Source organism: Amnibacterium sp. (assembly GCF_036559085.1).
Classification (GTDB): Bacteria; Actinomycetota; Actinomycetes; order Actinomycetales; family Microbacteriaceae; genus Amnibacterium.
In genome coordinates, this window is sequence record NZ_DATBTU010000023.1 from 16,228 (window position 1) to 30,641 (window position 14,414).

The window sequence follows — 14,414 nt, forward strand, 5'->3', positions numbered from 1 at the left end:
GGCGGTCCGATCGGCCCCGGCCCGTCAGTGCAGGGGCGACGGGCTACTTCGGGCGTTCCGGGCGTCCGATGACGCCCATGAGTGTCCGGAACCGCCCGCCTCGCAGTGTCGGGGGCACCGTCGCCGCCGTCCAGTTGACTTGGCGCGTGCTCGTCGTGCTCCTCGGAACCGGATCCGCCCTGCTGTACGGCGTGAGCGACTTCTTCGGCGGCGCGGCCTCGCGCACGCAGCCGGCGCTGCGGGTGACGATCGGCGCCCTCGCGATCGCCGCGGTGCTGGACCTCCCGGTGCTGGCCGTCGGCACTCCGGTGTGGTCGGTGCCTGCCCTGATCACCGGCGCGCTCGGCGGCCTCTGCGGCGGGATCGGCACCTGGCTGTTCTACGCCGCGCTCGCCCGCGGCCCGGTCGGCGTCGTCGCGCCGGCGGTCGCCCTGATCGCCGCCGTGCTCCCCGCACTCGTCGGACTCCTGCGCGGCGAGCCGATCGGGCCGCTCACCGGGGTGGCGCTCGTCGCGGTCGTCGTGGCCGGCGCCCTGCTGTCGGTCGAGCGGCAGGCGCACCTCCGCCCCGACCGCACCACGGTGCTGCTGATCCTCGCCGCGGGCATCCCGTACGGGCTCTACCTCGTGGTGATCGGGCTCTCGCCCACGGACTCCGGTGCGGTGCCCCTGATGGCGGATCTCGTCGTCGGCACGCTGCTGCTGCTCGCGATCGTGGGTGTCCAGCGCCTGCGCCGGGCGGACCGCGGGGTGCCGATCGACCGGCCGGGGGCGCTGCTGATCCTGGCCGCGGGACTCTCCCAGGCGGTCGCGGGCGTGCTGCTCGTCTTCGCGCTGCACCTGCCCGCGCTCGCGATCGTCGGCGCGCTGTCGGCCCTGTACCCCGTCGGCACGGTCGCGCTCGGCATCGGGGTGCTGGGCGAGCGCGTGCGCCCGTTCCAGCTGGCAGGCATGGTCCTCGCGATCGCGGGCGTCGCCCTGCTGGCCGTCGCCCGCGCCTGACGGACGGTCAGGCGCGCTGCGCGAAGGCGGAGGCGTAGAGGCAGACCGCCGCGGCCGTCGCGAGGTTGAGCGACTCCGCCGGGCCGTAGAGCGGCACCGCGACGGTGCGGTCGGCGAGCGCCCGCGCCGGCTTCGACAGCCCGTGCGCCTCGTTACCGAACAGCCACGCGGTGGGCGCGGCGAGCGCGGCGCCGAGCGACGGCAGCGGCTCGCCCCCCATGTCGGCGGCGAGCACGGCGAGGCCCGCCTCGCGGACGACGGCGAGGGCGTCGGCGAGCGACGCGCCCGTCGCGATCCGCAGGTGGAACAGCGACCCGGTCGTCGAGCGCACGACCTTCGGGTTGTAGGGATCGACGGAGGCGCCGGTGAGGATCACCGAGTCCGCGCCCGCGGCATCCGCGGCACGGATGATCGTGCCCGCGTTGCCCGGGTCCTGCACCTCGTCGAGCACGACGACGAGGCGCGCGCCGGGCGGCACCGCGTCGCGCAGCCGCACGGGCGTCTGCCGCGCGACGGCGACGACGCCCTGCGGCGTGCGGGTGTCGGCCATCGCGGCGAGGGCCTCCTCGCTCGCGAGCTCCACCTGGACGCCGGCGGCGTCCGCGGCGGCCGCGAGGTCGGGGAACCGACCGAACGCCTCCGAGGTGAAGAACACCTCGGTCACGCTCTCGGGCGCGTGGGCGAGCACCTCGCGCACGACCTGCGGCCCCTCCAACAGCGCGAGCCCGGTCTCCGACCGGGCTCGCTTCTGCTTGAGGCCCGCGACGCGCTTGACTGCGGCGCTGCGCGGGCTGTCGATCACGCGGTGGCGACCGGTGCCGACGTGTCGGCGGGCAAGGCCGCCTTCGCTGTGGCGACGAGGCCCGCGAACGTGGCGGGCTCGTTCACCGCGAGCTCCGCGAGGATGCGGCGGTCCACCTCGACCCCGGCGAGGCCGAGACCCTGGATGAAGCGGTTGTACGTGAGGCCGTTCGCGCGGGACGCGGCGTTGATCCGCTGGATCCACAGGCGACGGAAGTCGCCCTTGCGCTGACGGCGGTCGCGGTACGCGTAGACGAGGGAGTGGGTGACCTGCTCCTTCGCCTTGCGGTAGAGGCGGGACCGCTGGCCGCGGTACCCCTCGGCGCGCTCGAGGATTACCCGACGCTTCTTGTGCGCATTGACGGCGCGCTTGACCCTGGCCATGACTGTTCTCCTGCTGGTGTCGAAAGAGGGCGCGGACTACTTGCCGAGCAGCTTCTTGATGTTCTTCGCGTCCGAGCCGGACAGCGTGGCCTCCTGGTTGAGGCGGCGGGTGCGCACGCTCGACTTGCTCTCGAGGTTGTGGCGCATACCGGCCTGCTGCTTCATGACCTTGCCGCTACCGGTGATCTTGAAGCGCTTCTTGGCGCCGGAATGGGTCTTCTGCTTCGGCATTACTGCTCCTTCGGGGCAGCCGGGGCTGCTGGGGCGGTCTCCGCATCGGCGGATGCGGGAGTCTTGGCGGCCGCGCGGCGGGCGTTCTGCTCCGCCTTGGCGTCGACCTTGCTCTTCAGCGGGCCGATCACCATCACCATGTTGCGGCCGTCGATCGTGGGGTTCGACTCGACGGTGCCGTACTCGCGGATGTCCTCCGCGAACCGGGCCAGCAGGCGCACGCCCTGGTCCGGACGCGACTGCTCACGGCCGCGGAACAGGATCATGGCCTTGACCTTGTCGCCGGCCTTGAGGAAGCCTTCGGCACGCTTGCGCTTGGTCTCGTAGTCGTGGCTGTCGATCTTCAGGCGGAAGCGGACCTCCTTGAGGACCGTGTTCGCCTGGTTGCGCCGCGCCTCCTTGGCCTTCTGCGCCGTCTCGTACTTGAACTTCCCGTAGTCCATGATCTTGACCACCGGCGGGCGCGAGTTGGGGGCCACCTCGACGAGGTCGAGATCGGCCTCCTGGGCGAGCCTGAGGGCCATCTCGATGGGGACGACGCCGACCTGCTCGCCGGCGGGGCCGACGAGTCGGACCTCCGGGACGCGGATCTTGTCGTTGGTACGGGGATCGCTGATGCGCTGCTCCTGACAGACGGGGATGGTGGGCACGGATCGAGCCGTGCGTTCCCTGGTATCAACCGACGGGCAGGCAGAAGGATTCCTCGACGGCACGGCGAGGCCGTACCGTTCCCGCACCCTGACGCTCCCCAGAACCCGGAGAGGGAGTGCGCACTGACCCGTGCACCCTGGTGAAGCGGATGCGCAGGTGGGATCGCTCCACTTGCTCGCCGGGCGATGCCCGGAACCGCAGCATCGTAGCAGAGCCGCCGGAGGCGCGGCGGGACCGATGATGGGCTCATGGCGGCGAGCAACGACTTCCCGGGCCCGATCGACGTGCCCGGCTCCGACGACCCGGAGCTGCCGGGCGAGGCGGAGGCGACCGACTCCCCCGACGAGGTGGCGGATGCGCTGCGCGACATCGCCGAGGTGCCGGCGGTCGAGATCATCACGACCGCGGCGGTGCACCTGATGAGCGCGGCGGCCGTGAAGTGCGGGCTCGCCGACGACCCCGGCGAGCAGCTGGACCTGGACGAGGCGCGCAAGCTCATCACGGCGCTCGCCGGCCTGCTGACGGCCGCGGCACCCGATCTCAGCGACGCGCACGCCCGGCCGCTCCGCGACGGCCTGCGCACCCTGCAGCTCGCGTTCCGGGAGGCCTCCCCCATCCCGGACGCGATCGGGCTCGGGCCCGGCGAGAAGTGGACCGGGCCCGTCACCTAGGCCCTCAGGCGGAGACGGCCTCCCTGCGGGCGGGGTGGACCCAGCCGATGGCGGGCGCGACGTCTTCCGCGATCACCGCGAGCAGGTGGGCGTTGTACTCGACGCCGAGCTGGTTCGGCACGGTGAGCAGCAGGGTGTCGGCCGCCTGCACGGCCGCGTCCCGCGCGAGCTCCTCGGCGATGCGGTCGGGCTCGCCCACGTAGCTGCGCCCGAAGCGGGCGTTGCCGCCGTCGAGCCAGCCGACCTGGTCCTCGGAACCCGCCTCGCCGCCGAAGTACATCCGGTCGACGTCGGTGGTGATCGGGATGACGGAGCGGCTGACGGACACCCGCGGCGTCCAGTCGTGGCCCGCCTCCGCCCAGGCGGCGCGGTAGACCGCGATCTGCTCCGCCTGCAGCTCGTCGAAGGGCACGCCGGTGTCCTCGGTGAGCAGGGTCGAGGACTGCATGTTCAGCCCCTCGCGGGCGACCCACTCCGCGGTGGCGCGGGTGCCGCTGCCCCACCAGATCCGCTGCCGGAGGCCCGGCGACTGCGGCTGGACGGCGAGCGCCTGCGAGACGCCGGTCATCCGCGGGTCGGACGCGACCACGCCGGCGCCGTCGATCGCGGCGAGGAGGATGCGGAGCTTCTCCCGCGCGAGGTCGGTGTCGGAGACGCCCTCCGGCGGCACGTAGCCGAAGGCGTGCGAGCCGTTCAGCGCGGTCTCGGGTGAGCCGCGCGAGACGCCGAGCTGCAGGCGGCCGCCGCTGATGAGGTCCGCGACGGCGGCCTCCTCGGCCATGTAGAGCGGGTTCTCGTAGCGCATGTCGATCACGCCGGTGCCGAGCTCGATGCGGCTCGTCCGGGCCGCCATCGCGGCGAGCAGCGGGAACGGGCTCGAGAGCTGCGGCGCGAAGTGGTGCACGCGGACGGAGGCGTTGTCGATGCCGATCTCCTCGGCGGCGACGGCGAGCTCGATCGTCTGCAGGAGGGTGTCGGCGGCGCTGCGGGTCTGCGAGCCGCGCGCCTGCGACCAGTGACCGAAGGACAGGAATCCGATCCGCTTCATGGACACATCAACCACGCGAGCGACCGCGGTGTTCCGAGGTGAGAGCGTCGAGGCCGAGAAGGTGTTGCAGGCCTTCGGGTCCACCTGGCCTTCCTGGGACACCTCCCGGCGCCGGCCGGGTCACCCGGTGGGGGTGGTGCGGCACCTGAGCCCGCCGGGGAGAGTGGGCGCGCCGATCGGCCGGCTCGCCGGAGCGTCGCCGGGGAAGCGCCCCGCCCTGATACGGAAGCAGGTTCACCGTGGCCCGAAGCGATGCGACCACCGAGGCGACCAGCAGGCTGGGGGCGGTGCTCGCCCCGCTCGCGCTGGCGCAGTTCATCTGCAGCTTCGCCGGCTCGAACATGAACGTGATGATCGACTCGATCAGCAAGGATCTCGGCACCGACGTGAAGGGCGTCCAGACCGCCATCACGATCTTCCTGCTGGTGATGGCGGCGCTGATGATCCCCGGCGGCAAGCTCACCGTCAAGTTCGGCCGGACGCGGCTGCTCACGATCGGTCTGACGGTCTACGGCGCCGGGGCGCTGATCGCCGCGCTGTCCCCCGGCCTCGGGGTGCTCATCCTCGGCTACTCGCTGCTGCAGGGCATCGGCACGGCGCTGCTCATCCCCCCGGTCTACATCCTGACGACGCTCTACTTCACGAGCGTGACCTCGCGGGCGAAGGCGTTCGGGACGATCAGCGCCGCCGGCGGCGTCGGGGCGGCCGCAGGCCCCCTGATCGGCGGCCTCATCGCCTCGGCGATCAGCTGGCGCGCGGCGTTCGTCTTCCAGGCCCTCGTGGTGGTCGTCATCGTGCTGCTGTCGCGGCGCCTGAAGGACCCGCTGCCGGCGGAGCCGGGCCGCCGCTTCGACGTGGTCGGGGCGGTGCTGTCCGCGGCCGGGCTGGTCCTGATCGTGACGGGCATCCTCGCCGCGAGCGTGAACGGCTGGCTGACCGTGATCCTGGTGGTCGCCGGCGCGCTGGTGCTCGTCTGGTTCTTCGCCACCGTGCGGGCCAAGGAGCGCGCCGGTGTGGAGCCGCTGCTGTCGACGAAGCTGTTCCGCAGCCGCGCGTCCAACCTCGGGCTGGTCACGCAGAACCTGCAGTGGCTGATGCTGCTCGGCACCTCGTTCACGGTGGCGACCTACCTCCAGGTCGTGCGCGGGTACGACCCCATCCAGACGGGCGTCGTCTTCACCGCCTCGACCGTGGGCCTGCTCGGCTCCTCGCTGCTCGCGGGGCGGTTCGCGCAGCACCGGACGCAGAAGACGCTGATCATCGCCGGGTTCGCGATGACGGCGATCGGCATCGCGATCCTGATCCTGCTGGTCGGCACCCATTCGACGCCGTGGGCGTTCGTACCGGGCCTCCTCGTCGTGGGGCTGGGTCTCGGCCTGATGCTCACCCCATCCGTGAACATCGTGCAGGGCGCCTTCCCGGACTCGCTGCAGGGCGACATCTCGGGCCTCTCCCGAAGCGTGTCGAACCTGGGCTCGTCGCTCGGCACGGCGATCGCGGGCACGATCCTCGTCGCCGGCCTGAGCGGTGGCGGGTACGGAGCGGCGATGACGGTCCTGATGGTCGGAGGCCTGGTCGGGGTGGTGTTCGCCGCCCTGCTGCCGAAGGAGGGCAAGCCGGTCCCGGCAGGGGAAGCGGCGCAGGCCCGCAGCTGACCGTTCGTCCGCACGACGGGGCAGGATGGGGGCACCCCACCGCGAAGGAGCGGGCATGGCCGACCTCGTCTACACCGCCATCACGTCGCTCGACGGCTCCGTGGCCGACGCCGACGGCCGGTTCGACTGGGCCGCCCCCGACGAGGAGGTGCACGCCTTCGTCAACGATCTGGAGCGCGGCGCCGGCACCTACCTCTACGGGCGGCGGATGTGGGAGACGATGCGGTTCTGGGAGCAGGACTCCCGCGAGATCGACTCCTCGCCGATCTCGCGCGACTACGCCGGGATCTGGCGCGCGGCGGACAAGGTGGTGTTCTCGAGCACCCTCGACGGCGTGACCGCGCCGAGAACCCGACTGGTGCCCCGGTTCGAGCCCGACGAGGTGCGCCGCTGGAAGCTCGCCGCAACGGCCCCGCTCAGCATCGGCGGACCGGGGCTCGCGGCCGCGGCCCTCGCCGCGGGACTCGTCGACGAGCTCCGCTGGATCACCGTGCCCGTGGTCGTCGGCGGCGGCACCAGATGGCTGCCAGAGGGGATCCGCGCCGACCTCGAGCTCGTGGACGACCGGCGGTTCGGCTCGGGCGCGGCGTACCGCCGCTACCGCATCCTCGGCTGAGCGCTACTGCTGGCGGCCGACGATGAAGCCGGCCCCCATGGCGCCCTGGCCGGCGACGTCGTCCGTGCCGTCGATCCCGGCGCCGTCGCCGTCGTCCCGCTCCGCGCCGCTCGCCGTGTCGCTCACGGCCGTCTCGTCCGAGTCGCCGTCGAGGCCTCCGGCCATGCCGTTCGTCTGGTCGAACGGCTCCGCCACCGCCCCGTCGTCCGCCGCCGCCTTCAGGCGGTCGCCACCCTGCTGCTCGCTCATGGCCGGACGCTACGACGCACGCCGGGGAACGACCTGACCGGCGGATGAGGGGTCGGCGATAGCGTCTGAGCATGGTCAGACGCCCCGACGCGACCACCCCGCGGATCGAGCCGGTGGTGCTCGGCGAGCTCGCTGAGGGGCTCGCCGGCGACCTCGAGGCCGGGGCGAACCTCGACGGGCTGCGGTTCACCGGCGTCGCCCTGGACGGGCTCGGGCTGGAGCGGCTCGTGCTCGACGGCTGCGCCCTCGACGGCTGCACGGCCGGTGACGCGCACCTCGACCGCGCCCGGCTGCTCGGCTGCGTCGTCAGCCGCCTCACCGCCCCGGCGCTGCGGGCGGCGGGCGCGGTGCTCCGCGACGTGCACATCACCGGCAGCCGCATCGGCGCGGCCGAGCTCTTCCATCCCGAGTGGCAGCGGGTCGCGATCGACGGCAGCCGCATCGACTACCTCAACCTGTCGGGGGGACGGCTCGACGACGTCGCCATCACGGACTGCACGATCGGTGACCTCGACCTGCGCGGCAGCACCGTCCAGCGGATGTCCCTGACCGGCTGCCGCATCGGCACGCTCTCGTTGGCCGAGGCGCGGCTCACCGCCCTCGACCTCCGCGGTGCGGAGCTCGAGCGGATCGATGGCGGCAGCTCCCTCGCTGGCGCGATCCTCGCCGAGGAGCAGCTGCCGCGCTTCGCCGCCCTGCTCGCGGAGGCGCTCGGCATCGTCGTCACCTGACCGCATCCGCCGCCTCGCCCAGGCGATTCGGAGGAATAGGTCGGCCCGGACGTAGAGTTGCTTACCAGCAAGCAACGAACCGGCCGAGGGCGTCCGATCACCGACACACGTCGCCTGGAGCACCATGACCACCACGAAGGACGCCCGCCCCCGCACGGGCATGTTCGACAAGGACCACCCGCACTACAGGTGGGTGGCCCTCAGCAACACCACCCTCGGCATGCTGATGGCCACCATCAACGCGTCGATCGTCCTGATCTCGCTGCCCGCGATCTTCAAGGGCATCAAGCTGAACCCGCTCGACGCCGGCAACACGAGCTACCTGCTCTGGATGCTGATGGGCTTCATGCTCGTCACCGCGGTGCTCGTGGTCGGCTTCGGCCGCCTCGGCGACATGGTCGGCCGCGTGAAGATCTACAACTACGGCTTCGTGATCTTCACGCTCGCGGCGATCGCCCTCTCGCTCGACCCCTTCACCGCCGGGGCCGGCGCGCTGTGGCTCATCCTCTGGCGGGTCGTGCAGGGCGTCGGCGGCGCCATGCTGTTCGCCAACTCGACCGCGATCCTCACCGACGCGTTCCCGACGCACCGGCGCGGGATGGCGCTCGGCATCAACCAGATCGCCGCGATCGCGGGCTCCTTCATCGGCCTGATCCTCGGCGGCGTGCTCGCCGTCATCGACTGGCGCGCGGTGTTCATCGTGAGCGTCCCGGTGGGCATCATCGGCACCATCTGGTCGTTCAAGTCGCTGCACGAGGTCGGCACCCGCAACCCCGGCAGCCTCGACCTCCCCGGCAACCTCGCCTTCCTGCTCGGCCTCACGTCGCTGCTCACGGGCATCACGTACGGCATCCAGCCCTACGGCGACTCCTCCACCGGCTGGCTGAACCCGTGGGTGCTCGGCTCGATCATCGGCGGCCTCGTGCTGCTCGGCGTGTTCGTCGTCATCGAGCTGAGGGTCAAGAGCCCCATGTTCGAGCTGCGGCTGTTCAAGATCCGCAGCTTCGCCTCCGCGATCTTCGCGGGGCTCCTCGCCTCCATCGGCCGCGGCGGGCTCCAGTTCATGCTGATCATCTGGCTGCAGGGCATCTGGCTGCCGCTGCACGGCTACTCCTACGAGGACACCCCGCTCTGGGCCGGCATCTACCTGCTGCCGCTCACGGTCGGCTTCCTGATCTCCGGCCCCATCTCCGGCACGCTGTCCGACCGCTGGGGCGCCCGGCTGCTCGCGACCGGCGGCCTGCTCCTGACCGCGGCCACCTTCATCGGCCTGCTGATCATCCCCGTGGACTTCAGCTACCCGGTCTTCGCGGTCATCACGTTCCTGAACGGCATCGGATCCGGCATGTTCGGCGCCCCGAACCGGGCGACGATCATGAACAGCGTCCCGTCGAACCAGCGCGGCGCGGCGTCGGGCATGGCGGGCACGGTCCTGAACGCGGGTTCGTCGCTCTCGATCGGGATCTTCTTCTCGCTGATGATCGCGGGCCTGTCGAACTCCCTGCCGACCGCCCTCAGCCAGGGGCTGACCAGCCACTCGGTGCCGGCGGCCGCCGCGGACAAGATCGCGAACGTGCCGCCGGTCGGCAGCCTGTTCGCGGCCTTCCTCGGCTACAACCCGATCGCGACGCTGCTCGGCCCGACCGGGATCCTGTCGCAGCTGCCGAAGGCGGACACCGCCGCGCTCACGGGCAAGGAGTTCTTCCCGAACCTGATCTCGGGTCCGTTCCACGAGGGTCTCGTGATCGTGTTCCTCGCCGCGGCGATCATGTCGGTCATCGGTGCGGTCGCGTCGTTCGTCGGTGGCAAGAAGTTCGTCTACGCGGACGATGTCGAGGCCGGCCCGACCGCGGCCCCCGAGGCCGAGGACCACGCCCACCACGTCGCCGTCGCCCACGCCCGGCTCCCCCGCACGGACGAGCCGGCGAGGGCCGAGGCCGGCGAGCGGCAGCCGAGCCGATGACCGAGGCGGATCGCCACGACCTGGCCGCGCGGCTGGCGTTCGTCGTCGGCACCATCAACCGGCGGCTGCGGCCACCGGCCGACGGGCTCACGTTCGTGGCGCTGTCCGCGCTGGCTTCGATCTCCCGGGCGGGCGCCGTCCGCCCGGGAGACCTGGCCCGCATCGAGGGGATCGCCGCACCCGGCATGACACGGCTCGTCGCGGACCTCGAGCAGCGCGGCCTCGTCGAGCGCCGCGCGGATGCGAACGACCGGCGCTCGACGCTGCTCCGCATCACGGATGCCGGCGAGCAGGAGCTGCTCACGGCGCGCGCCTCCCGATCGGCCTGGGTCGCCGAGCTCCTCGAGGGCATCGATCCGGCCGACGCGGATGCGCTGGAGCAGGCCGTCGGCGCGCTCGAGCGGCTGCTCGCCGCGGCCCGCCCCGACGCCCCGCTGCGCACCCCGCAGCCCGTCTGAGGCGCGCCCGGCGCCCGGCGCCGTCCCGGGCGTAGGCATCCGGGCCGGCCGTAGGCCGACACGCCGGACTCGGGCCTCCACCCGGCACGATCCCCTCCCCGCGGGACGGCGACGGGACCGGGCCTCAGGCGGCCTGCACCTTCACGGCGAGCGAGTCGACGCGGTCCCGCACGAGCGGATCCGCCGCCCAGGCGGCCTGCAGCCGCTGCAGCAGCGCATCGAGCTCCGCCGGGTGGAGGCCTCCCCGCACGGCCAGCACCACCCGCACCTCGGCACCCTCGAGGGTCGACGCCGGATCGTCCGTCGTCACGGCCGCGCCGGTGATCGCACCCTCCTGCTCCGCGGGGGCCTGCAGCGCCCGCACCACGCCCGCATCCAGCCAAGGCGGCGACCACGGCAGTCCACGGGCGAGCGCCTCGAGGGCGCTCCGGCGCAGCCCGAACTGCGTCGGGGACGCGGGATCGACGATCACGAGCTCCGTCCCGTCGCTCGCAGCACCGAGCGCCACCTGACGGGCGGGCGCCGGCACCGGCCGCGCAGCGGAGTTCCAGCGCGACATCGCGGCGGCGGACGAGAAGGCCGGCAGCACCCGGCGGCCGTCCGGCCCCGCGACCGTCACGAGCGCGAGCTCCGCTTTCTTGTCGACCGTGCGCCCGTCCTGCACCCCCGCCTCGCCGAGGTCGGCGAGCAGCGGCACGAGCAGGCGCACGTCGCGGAGCGCGTCGACCACCGCCTCGGGCCCGACGTCGCCCGCGGCGAAGGCCGCATGCGCGGCGAGGAACGCCGCCGGCGCGGTGCCGTCGTCCCCGGCGAAGGGGCTGCCGCTCGCCTCGAACGTGCGGCCCGCGAAGGGCCGCCCTGCGGAGTCGGACCTCACTCCGTGGCGACCGCCAGCGCCTCGACGAGCGAGAACCGCCCGGCGTAGAGGGCCTTGCCGATGATCGCACCCTCGAGGCCCTCGTCCGTCAGCGAGCGCAGCACGCGGAGGTCCTCGAGGCTCGACACCCCACCGGAGGCGACGACCGGCTTGCCGGTGGCCTGCAGCACGCTGCGCAGCAGCTCGATGTTCGGGCCGCCGAGGGTGCCGTCCTTGTGCACGTCGGTCACCACGTAGCGGGCGCAGCCGGCCTGCTCGAGCCGGGCCAGCACGTCGTAGAGGTCGCCGCCCTCGCTCGTCCAGCCGCGGGCGGCGAGGGTCGTGCCGCGCACGTCGAGCCCGACGGCGATCCGGTCGCCGTAGATCGCGATGGCCTCCGCGGTCCAATCGGGGTCCTCGAGCGCGGCCGTGCCGATGTTCACGCGGTCGGCGCCGGTGCCGAGCGCGCGCTCCAGGCTCTCGTCGTCGCGGATGCCGCCGGAGAGCTCGACCCGCACCTCCGGCACGCGGTCGATCACGGCCTGCAGCACCGCCGCGTTCTCGCCGCGCCCGAAGGCGGCATCGAGATCGACGAGATGGATCCAGGCGGCGCCCTGCCGCGCCCACTCCTCCGCGGCCTCGACCGGGTCGCCGTAGCCGGTCTCGCTGCCGGCCTCGCCCTGCACGAGGCGCACGGCCCGGCCGTTCGCGATGTCGACGGCGGGCAGCAGCTCGAGGGGTCGGGCGAGCGGGTCGGTCACAGGGTCTCCAGCCAGTTGGCGAGCAGGCGGACGCCGGCGTCGCCGGACTTCTCGGGGTGGAACTGCGTGGCCGAGAGCGGCCCGTTCTCGACCGCGGCGATGAAGGGGCCGCCGTGGTCGGACCAGGTGACCTGCGGTGCCGCGCGGCGCGGATCCTCGGGCATCGTCCACTCGCGCGCCGCGTAGGAGTGCACGAAGTAGAAGCGCTCGGCCTCGATGCCGGCGAACAGGCGGGAGCCTTCCGGCACGCGCACCTCGTTCCAGCCCATGTGGGGCAGCACCGGCGCGTCGAGGCGGTCGACGGTGCCCGGCCACTCGCCGAGCCCCTCCCGCTCGACGTCGCCCTCGACGCCGCGCTCGAAGAGCACCTGCATCCCGACGCAGATGCCGAGCACCGGGCGGCCGCCGGCCAGCCGGCGCTCGATCACCTCGGGTCCCCTGGCGGCGAGCAGGCCGTCCATCACGGCCCCGAACGCGCCGACACCGGGCACGAGCAGCCCGTCCGCGGCGGCGGCCGCGGCGCGGTCACCGGTGAGCCGCACGTCGGCCCCGGCGGCCTCGAGCGCCTTGCTCGCGGAGTGCACGTTGCCGCTGCCGTAGTCGAGGACCACGACGGTGGGACGCGTCACAGCGCCCCCTTCGTCGACGGCACCCCTGAGACCAGCGGATCGGGCGCCTTGGCGGCCCGGAACGCGCGGGCGAACGCCTTGAACTCGCTCTCGGCGATGTGGTGCGGGTCGCGGCCCGCGAGCACCTGGATGTGCGCGGTGATCGCGGCGTGCACGACGATCGACTCGAGCACGTGCCGCACCATCGAGCCGGTGAAGTGGCCGCCGATCAGGTGGAGCTCGAACCCGGCCGGCTCGCCGCCGTGCACCAGGTACGGGCGTCCCGACAGGTCGACGGAGGCCATCGTGAGCGCGTCGTCGAGCGGCACGGTCGCGTCGCCGAACCGGCTGACGCCGCGCTTGTCGCCGAGGGCCTCGCGGATCGCGTCGCCGAGCACGATGCCGACGTCCTCCGCCGTGTGGTGCACGTCGATCGCCGTGTCGCCGGAAGCGGTGACGGTCAGGTCGGTCAGCGAGTGCTTCGCGAAGGCGGTGAGCAGGTGATCGAGGAACGGCACCGTGGTGTCGATCCGCGCCTGGCCCGTGCCGTCGAGGTCGAGCGACAGCTCGACGGACGACTCGCTCGTGGCGCGCGACACGGAGGCGGTACGGGCGCCGGTCATGGCCTGGATCCTACCGGCGCGCGTCCGGACACCTCGGCGATGGCGGTCAGGAAGGCGTCGGTCTCGGCAGCGGTGCCTGCGGAGACGCGCAGGCAGCCGGGGATGGCGAGGTCGCGGATCAGCACGCCGCGGTCGAGGAGGGCGCGCCACAGCCCGGCCGGGTCCTCGACGCCGCCGAACAGCAGGAAGTTCGTCCAGCTCGGCCACACGCGGAAGCCGAGTCCCGCGAGCCCCGCTGCCGTGCGGTCGCGCTGCACGCAGATGTCGTCCACCATCCGCAGCATCTCGGGGGCGTGCGCGAGCGCGCCGAGCGCTGCCGCCTGGGTGAGCGCGGACAGGTGGTACGGCAGTCGCACCAGCCGCATCGCATCCGTGACGGCCGGGTCCGCGGCGAGGTAGCCGACACGGGCGCCGGCGAAGGCGAAGGCCTTGCTCATCGTGCGGGAGACGATGAGGCGCTCCCGTCCGGGCAGCAGGGTGAGGGCGGACGGCGCGTCCGCCGGCATGAACTCGCCGTACGCCTCGTCGACGAACACCATGCCGTCGGTGGCGTCGTACGCGGCCGCGATCGTCTCGAGGGGCACGGGGGTGCCGGTGGGGTTGTTCGGCGCGCAGAGGAAGACGAGGTCGGGCCGCTCCCGCTCGATCGCGGCCACAGCCGTCTCGGGCGAGATCGTGAAGTCCGCGTCACGCTCCGCGGTCACCCACCGCGTCGAGGTGGAGGCCGCGATGATCGAGTGCATGCTGTAGGTGGGCGGGAAGCCGAGGACGGTGCGGCCCGGGCCGCCGAAGGCCTGCAGCACGTGCTGGATGACCTCGTTCGACCCGTTCGCCGCCCAGATCCACGAGGCGTCGAGGCCGGCGCCGAGGTAGCCGGCGAGGGCCTCCCGCAGCGCGGTGAACTCCCGGTCGGGGTAGCGGTTCACCTCGAGCAGGGCCGTGCGGATGCGACCGACGATGTCGTCGGCGACGTCCGCGGGCACGGGATGGGTGTTCTCGTTGACGTTCAGCGCGACGGGGACCGTGAGCTGGGGTGCGCCGTAGGCCGTGCGGCCGACGAGGTCGGAGCGGAGCGGCAGGTCGGCGAGGGTGGTCACCCCCTCATTC

General features: G+C 72.9%; 18 protein-coding genes. 7 read left to right on the forward strand and 11 right to left on the reverse strand.

Annotation, left to right across the window (positions count from 1 at the left end):
* The first annotated feature begins 146 nt into the window (after positions 1 to 146).
* Positions 147 to 1,001 (forward strand): DMT family transporter, encoded by an 855-nt coding sequence (locus VIG76_RS03825; RefSeq protein WP_331951213.1) that lies wholly within the window; start codon positions 147 to 149, stop codon positions 999 to 1,001.
* A gap of 7 nt (positions 1,002 to 1,008) precedes the next feature.
* Here the strand turns inward: VIG76_RS03825 and VIG76_RS03830 are convergent, their stop codons facing one another.
* From VIG76_RS03830 to infC, 4 genes are read right to left on the reverse strand one after another with little or no spacing between them, the layout of a single operon-like run.
* Complete coding sequence (locus VIG76_RS03830) at positions 1,009 to 1,803, reverse strand: TrmH family RNA methyltransferase (RefSeq protein ID WP_331951215.1); 795 nt, start codon at positions 1,801 to 1,803, stop codon at positions 1,009 to 1,011.
* Positions 1,800 to 2,186, reverse strand: a complete 387-nt coding sequence (gene rplT / locus VIG76_RS03835) for a 50S ribosomal protein L20 (protein ID WP_331951217.1) — start codon at positions 2,184 to 2,186, stop codon at positions 1,800 to 1,802. The genes VIG76_RS03830 and rplT overlap by 4 nt, the downstream gene beginning before the upstream one ends.
* A 36-nt stretch (positions 2,187 to 2,222) precedes the next feature.
* Complete coding sequence (gene rpmI, locus VIG76_RS03840) at positions 2,223 to 2,417, reverse strand: 50S ribosomal protein L35 (RefSeq protein ID WP_331951219.1); 195 nt, start codon at positions 2,415 to 2,417, stop codon at positions 2,223 to 2,225.
* Positions 2,417 to 3,067 carry a translation initiation factor IF-3 gene (infC, locus tag VIG76_RS03845; protein WP_331951221.1) on the reverse strand — a complete coding sequence of 217 codons (651 nt, stop codon included), beginning with the start codon at positions 3,065 to 3,067 and terminating at the stop codon, positions 2,417 to 2,419. Before infC ends, rpmI begins: the two co-directional genes overlap by 1 nt.
* Positions 3,068 to 3,316: 249 nt before the next feature.
* Here infC and VIG76_RS03850 point away from each other — a divergent pair, with 249 nt between their 5' ends.
* Complete coding sequence (locus VIG76_RS03850) at positions 3,317 to 3,739, forward strand: DUF1844 domain-containing protein (RefSeq protein ID WP_331951223.1); 423 nt, start codon at positions 3,317 to 3,319, stop codon at positions 3,737 to 3,739.
* 4 nt (positions 3,740 to 3,743) lie between these two features.
* Here the strand turns inward: VIG76_RS03850 and VIG76_RS03855 are convergent, their stop codons facing one another.
* Positions 3,744 to 4,787 (reverse strand): LLM class flavin-dependent oxidoreductase, encoded by a 1,044-nt coding sequence (locus VIG76_RS03855; protein ID WP_331951225.1) that lies wholly within the window; start codon positions 4,785 to 4,787, stop codon positions 3,744 to 3,746.
* A 239-nt stretch (positions 4,788 to 5,026) separates the two neighbouring features.
* Between VIG76_RS03855 and VIG76_RS03860 the strand changes: the two genes are divergently transcribed.
* Positions 5,027 to 6,442 carry an MFS transporter gene (locus VIG76_RS03860; protein WP_331951227.1) on the forward strand — a complete coding sequence of 472 codons (1,416 nt, stop codon included), beginning with the start codon at positions 5,027 to 5,029 and terminating at the stop codon, positions 6,440 to 6,442.
* Between the two features lie 55 nt (positions 6,443 to 6,497).
* The gene (locus VIG76_RS03865) at positions 6,498 to 7,058 is read left to right on the forward strand and encodes a dihydrofolate reductase family protein (RefSeq protein ID WP_331951229.1); all 561 of its coding nucleotides are present in this window, start codon (positions 6,498 to 6,500) and stop codon (positions 7,056 to 7,058) included.
* Positions 7,059 to 7,061: 3 nt separating this feature from the next.
* Here VIG76_RS03865 and VIG76_RS03870 read toward each other — a convergent pair whose 3' ends face one another.
* A complete protein-coding gene (locus VIG76_RS03870) occupies positions 7,062 to 7,307 on the reverse strand; it encodes a hypothetical protein (protein WP_331951231.1) in 246 nt (81 codons plus the stop codon).
* Positions 7,308 to 7,378: 71 nt separating this feature from the next.
* Between VIG76_RS03870 and VIG76_RS03875 the strand changes: the two genes are divergently transcribed.
* From VIG76_RS03875 to VIG76_RS03885, 3 genes are all read left to right on the forward strand, one after another.
* A complete protein-coding gene (locus VIG76_RS03875) occupies positions 7,379 to 8,038 on the forward strand; it encodes a pentapeptide repeat-containing protein (RefSeq protein WP_331951233.1) in 660 nt (219 codons plus the stop codon).
* A 124-nt stretch (positions 8,039 to 8,162) separates the two neighbouring features.
* Positions 8,163 to 10,001 carry an MFS transporter gene (locus VIG76_RS03880; RefSeq protein WP_331951235.1) on the forward strand — a complete coding sequence of 613 codons (1,839 nt, stop codon included), beginning with the start codon at positions 8,163 to 8,165 and terminating at the stop codon, positions 9,999 to 10,001.
* The gene (locus VIG76_RS03885) at positions 9,998 to 10,459 is read left to right on the forward strand and encodes a MarR family winged helix-turn-helix transcriptional regulator (RefSeq protein ID WP_331951237.1); all 462 of its coding nucleotides are present in this window, start codon (positions 9,998 to 10,000) and stop codon (positions 10,457 to 10,459) included. The genes VIG76_RS03880 and VIG76_RS03885 overlap by 4 nt, the downstream gene beginning before the upstream one ends.
* A gap of 124 nt (positions 10,460 to 10,583) precedes the next feature.
* Here VIG76_RS03885 and VIG76_RS03890 read toward each other — a convergent pair whose 3' ends face one another.
* Genes VIG76_RS03890 through VIG76_RS03910 form a run of 5 tightly spaced genes read right to left on the reverse strand, consistent with a single transcriptional unit; the run spans position 10,584 to position 14,404 of the window.
* Positions 10,584 to 11,336 (reverse strand): SseB family protein, encoded by a 753-nt coding sequence (locus tag VIG76_RS03890; RefSeq protein ID WP_331951239.1) that lies wholly within the window; start codon positions 11,334 to 11,336, stop codon positions 10,584 to 10,586.
* The gene (gene priA / locus VIG76_RS03895) at positions 11,333 to 12,076 is read right to left on the reverse strand and encodes a bifunctional 1-(5-phosphoribosyl)-5-((5-phosphoribosylamino)methylideneamino)imidazole-4-carboxamide isomerase/phosphoribosylanthranilate isomerase PriA (protein ID WP_331951241.1); all 744 of its coding nucleotides are present in this window, start codon (positions 12,074 to 12,076) and stop codon (positions 11,333 to 11,335) included. The genes VIG76_RS03890 and priA overlap by 4 nt, the downstream gene beginning before the upstream one ends.
* Positions 12,073 to 12,705 carry an imidazole glycerol phosphate synthase subunit HisH gene (gene hisH, locus VIG76_RS03900; protein ID WP_331951243.1) on the reverse strand — a complete coding sequence of 211 codons (633 nt, stop codon included), beginning with the start codon at positions 12,703 to 12,705 and terminating at the stop codon, positions 12,073 to 12,075. The genes priA and hisH overlap by 4 nt, the downstream gene beginning before the upstream one ends.
* Entirely contained in the window at positions 12,702 to 13,307 is a 606-nt protein-coding gene (gene hisB / locus VIG76_RS03905) for an imidazoleglycerol-phosphate dehydratase HisB (protein ID WP_331951245.1), read from the reverse strand. Before hisB ends, hisH begins: the two co-directional genes overlap by 4 nt.
* Positions 13,304 to 14,404: a histidinol-phosphate transaminase gene (locus tag VIG76_RS03910; RefSeq protein WP_331951247.1), complete on the reverse strand. Its 1,101-nt coding sequence runs from the start codon at positions 14,402 to 14,404 to the stop codon at positions 13,304 to 13,306. Before VIG76_RS03910 ends, hisB begins: the two co-directional genes overlap by 4 nt.
* Positions 14,405 to 14,414: the final 10 nt, after the last annotated feature.

What these genes read in the sequence shown, in the direction of transcription:
- VIG76_RS03880 (WP_331951235.1), top strand. Translation starts at nt 8,163, where the DNA reads ATGACCACCACGAAGGACGCCCGCCCCCGCACGGGCATGTTCGACAAG.
- VIG76_RS03855 (WP_331951225.1), bottom strand. Translation starts at nt 4,787, where the DNA reads ATGAAGCGGATCGGATTCCTGTCCTTCGGTCACTGGTCGCAGGCGCGC.
- VIG76_RS03875 (WP_331951233.1), top strand. Translation starts at nt 7,379, where the DNA reads ATGGTCAGACGCCCCGACGCGACCACCCCGCGGATCGAGCCGGTGGTG.
- rpmI (WP_331951219.1), bottom strand. Translation starts at nt 2,417, where the DNA reads ATGCCGAAGCAGAAGACCCATTCCGGCGCCAAGAAGCGCTTCAAGATC.
- VIG76_RS03870 (WP_331951231.1), bottom strand. Translation starts at nt 7,307, where the DNA reads ATGAGCGAGCAGCAGGGTGGCGACCGCCTGAAGGCGGCGGCGGACGAC.
- VIG76_RS03885 (WP_331951237.1), top strand. Translation starts at nt 9,998, where the DNA reads ATGACCGAGGCGGATCGCCACGACCTGGCCGCGCGGCTGGCGTTCGTC.
- VIG76_RS03850 (WP_331951223.1), top strand. Translation starts at nt 3,317, where the DNA reads ATGGCGGCGAGCAACGACTTCCCGGGCCCGATCGACGTGCCCGGCTCC.
- rplT (WP_331951217.1), bottom strand. Translation starts at nt 2,186, where the DNA reads ATGGCCAGGGTCAAGCGCGCCGTCAATGCGCACAAGAAGCGTCGGGTA.
- hisB (WP_331951245.1), bottom strand. Translation starts at nt 13,307, where the DNA reads ATGACCGGCGCCCGTACCGCCTCCGTGTCGCGCGCCACGAGCGAGTCG.
- VIG76_RS03865 (WP_331951229.1), top strand. Translation starts at nt 6,498, where the DNA reads ATGGCCGACCTCGTCTACACCGCCATCACGTCGCTCGACGGCTCCGTG.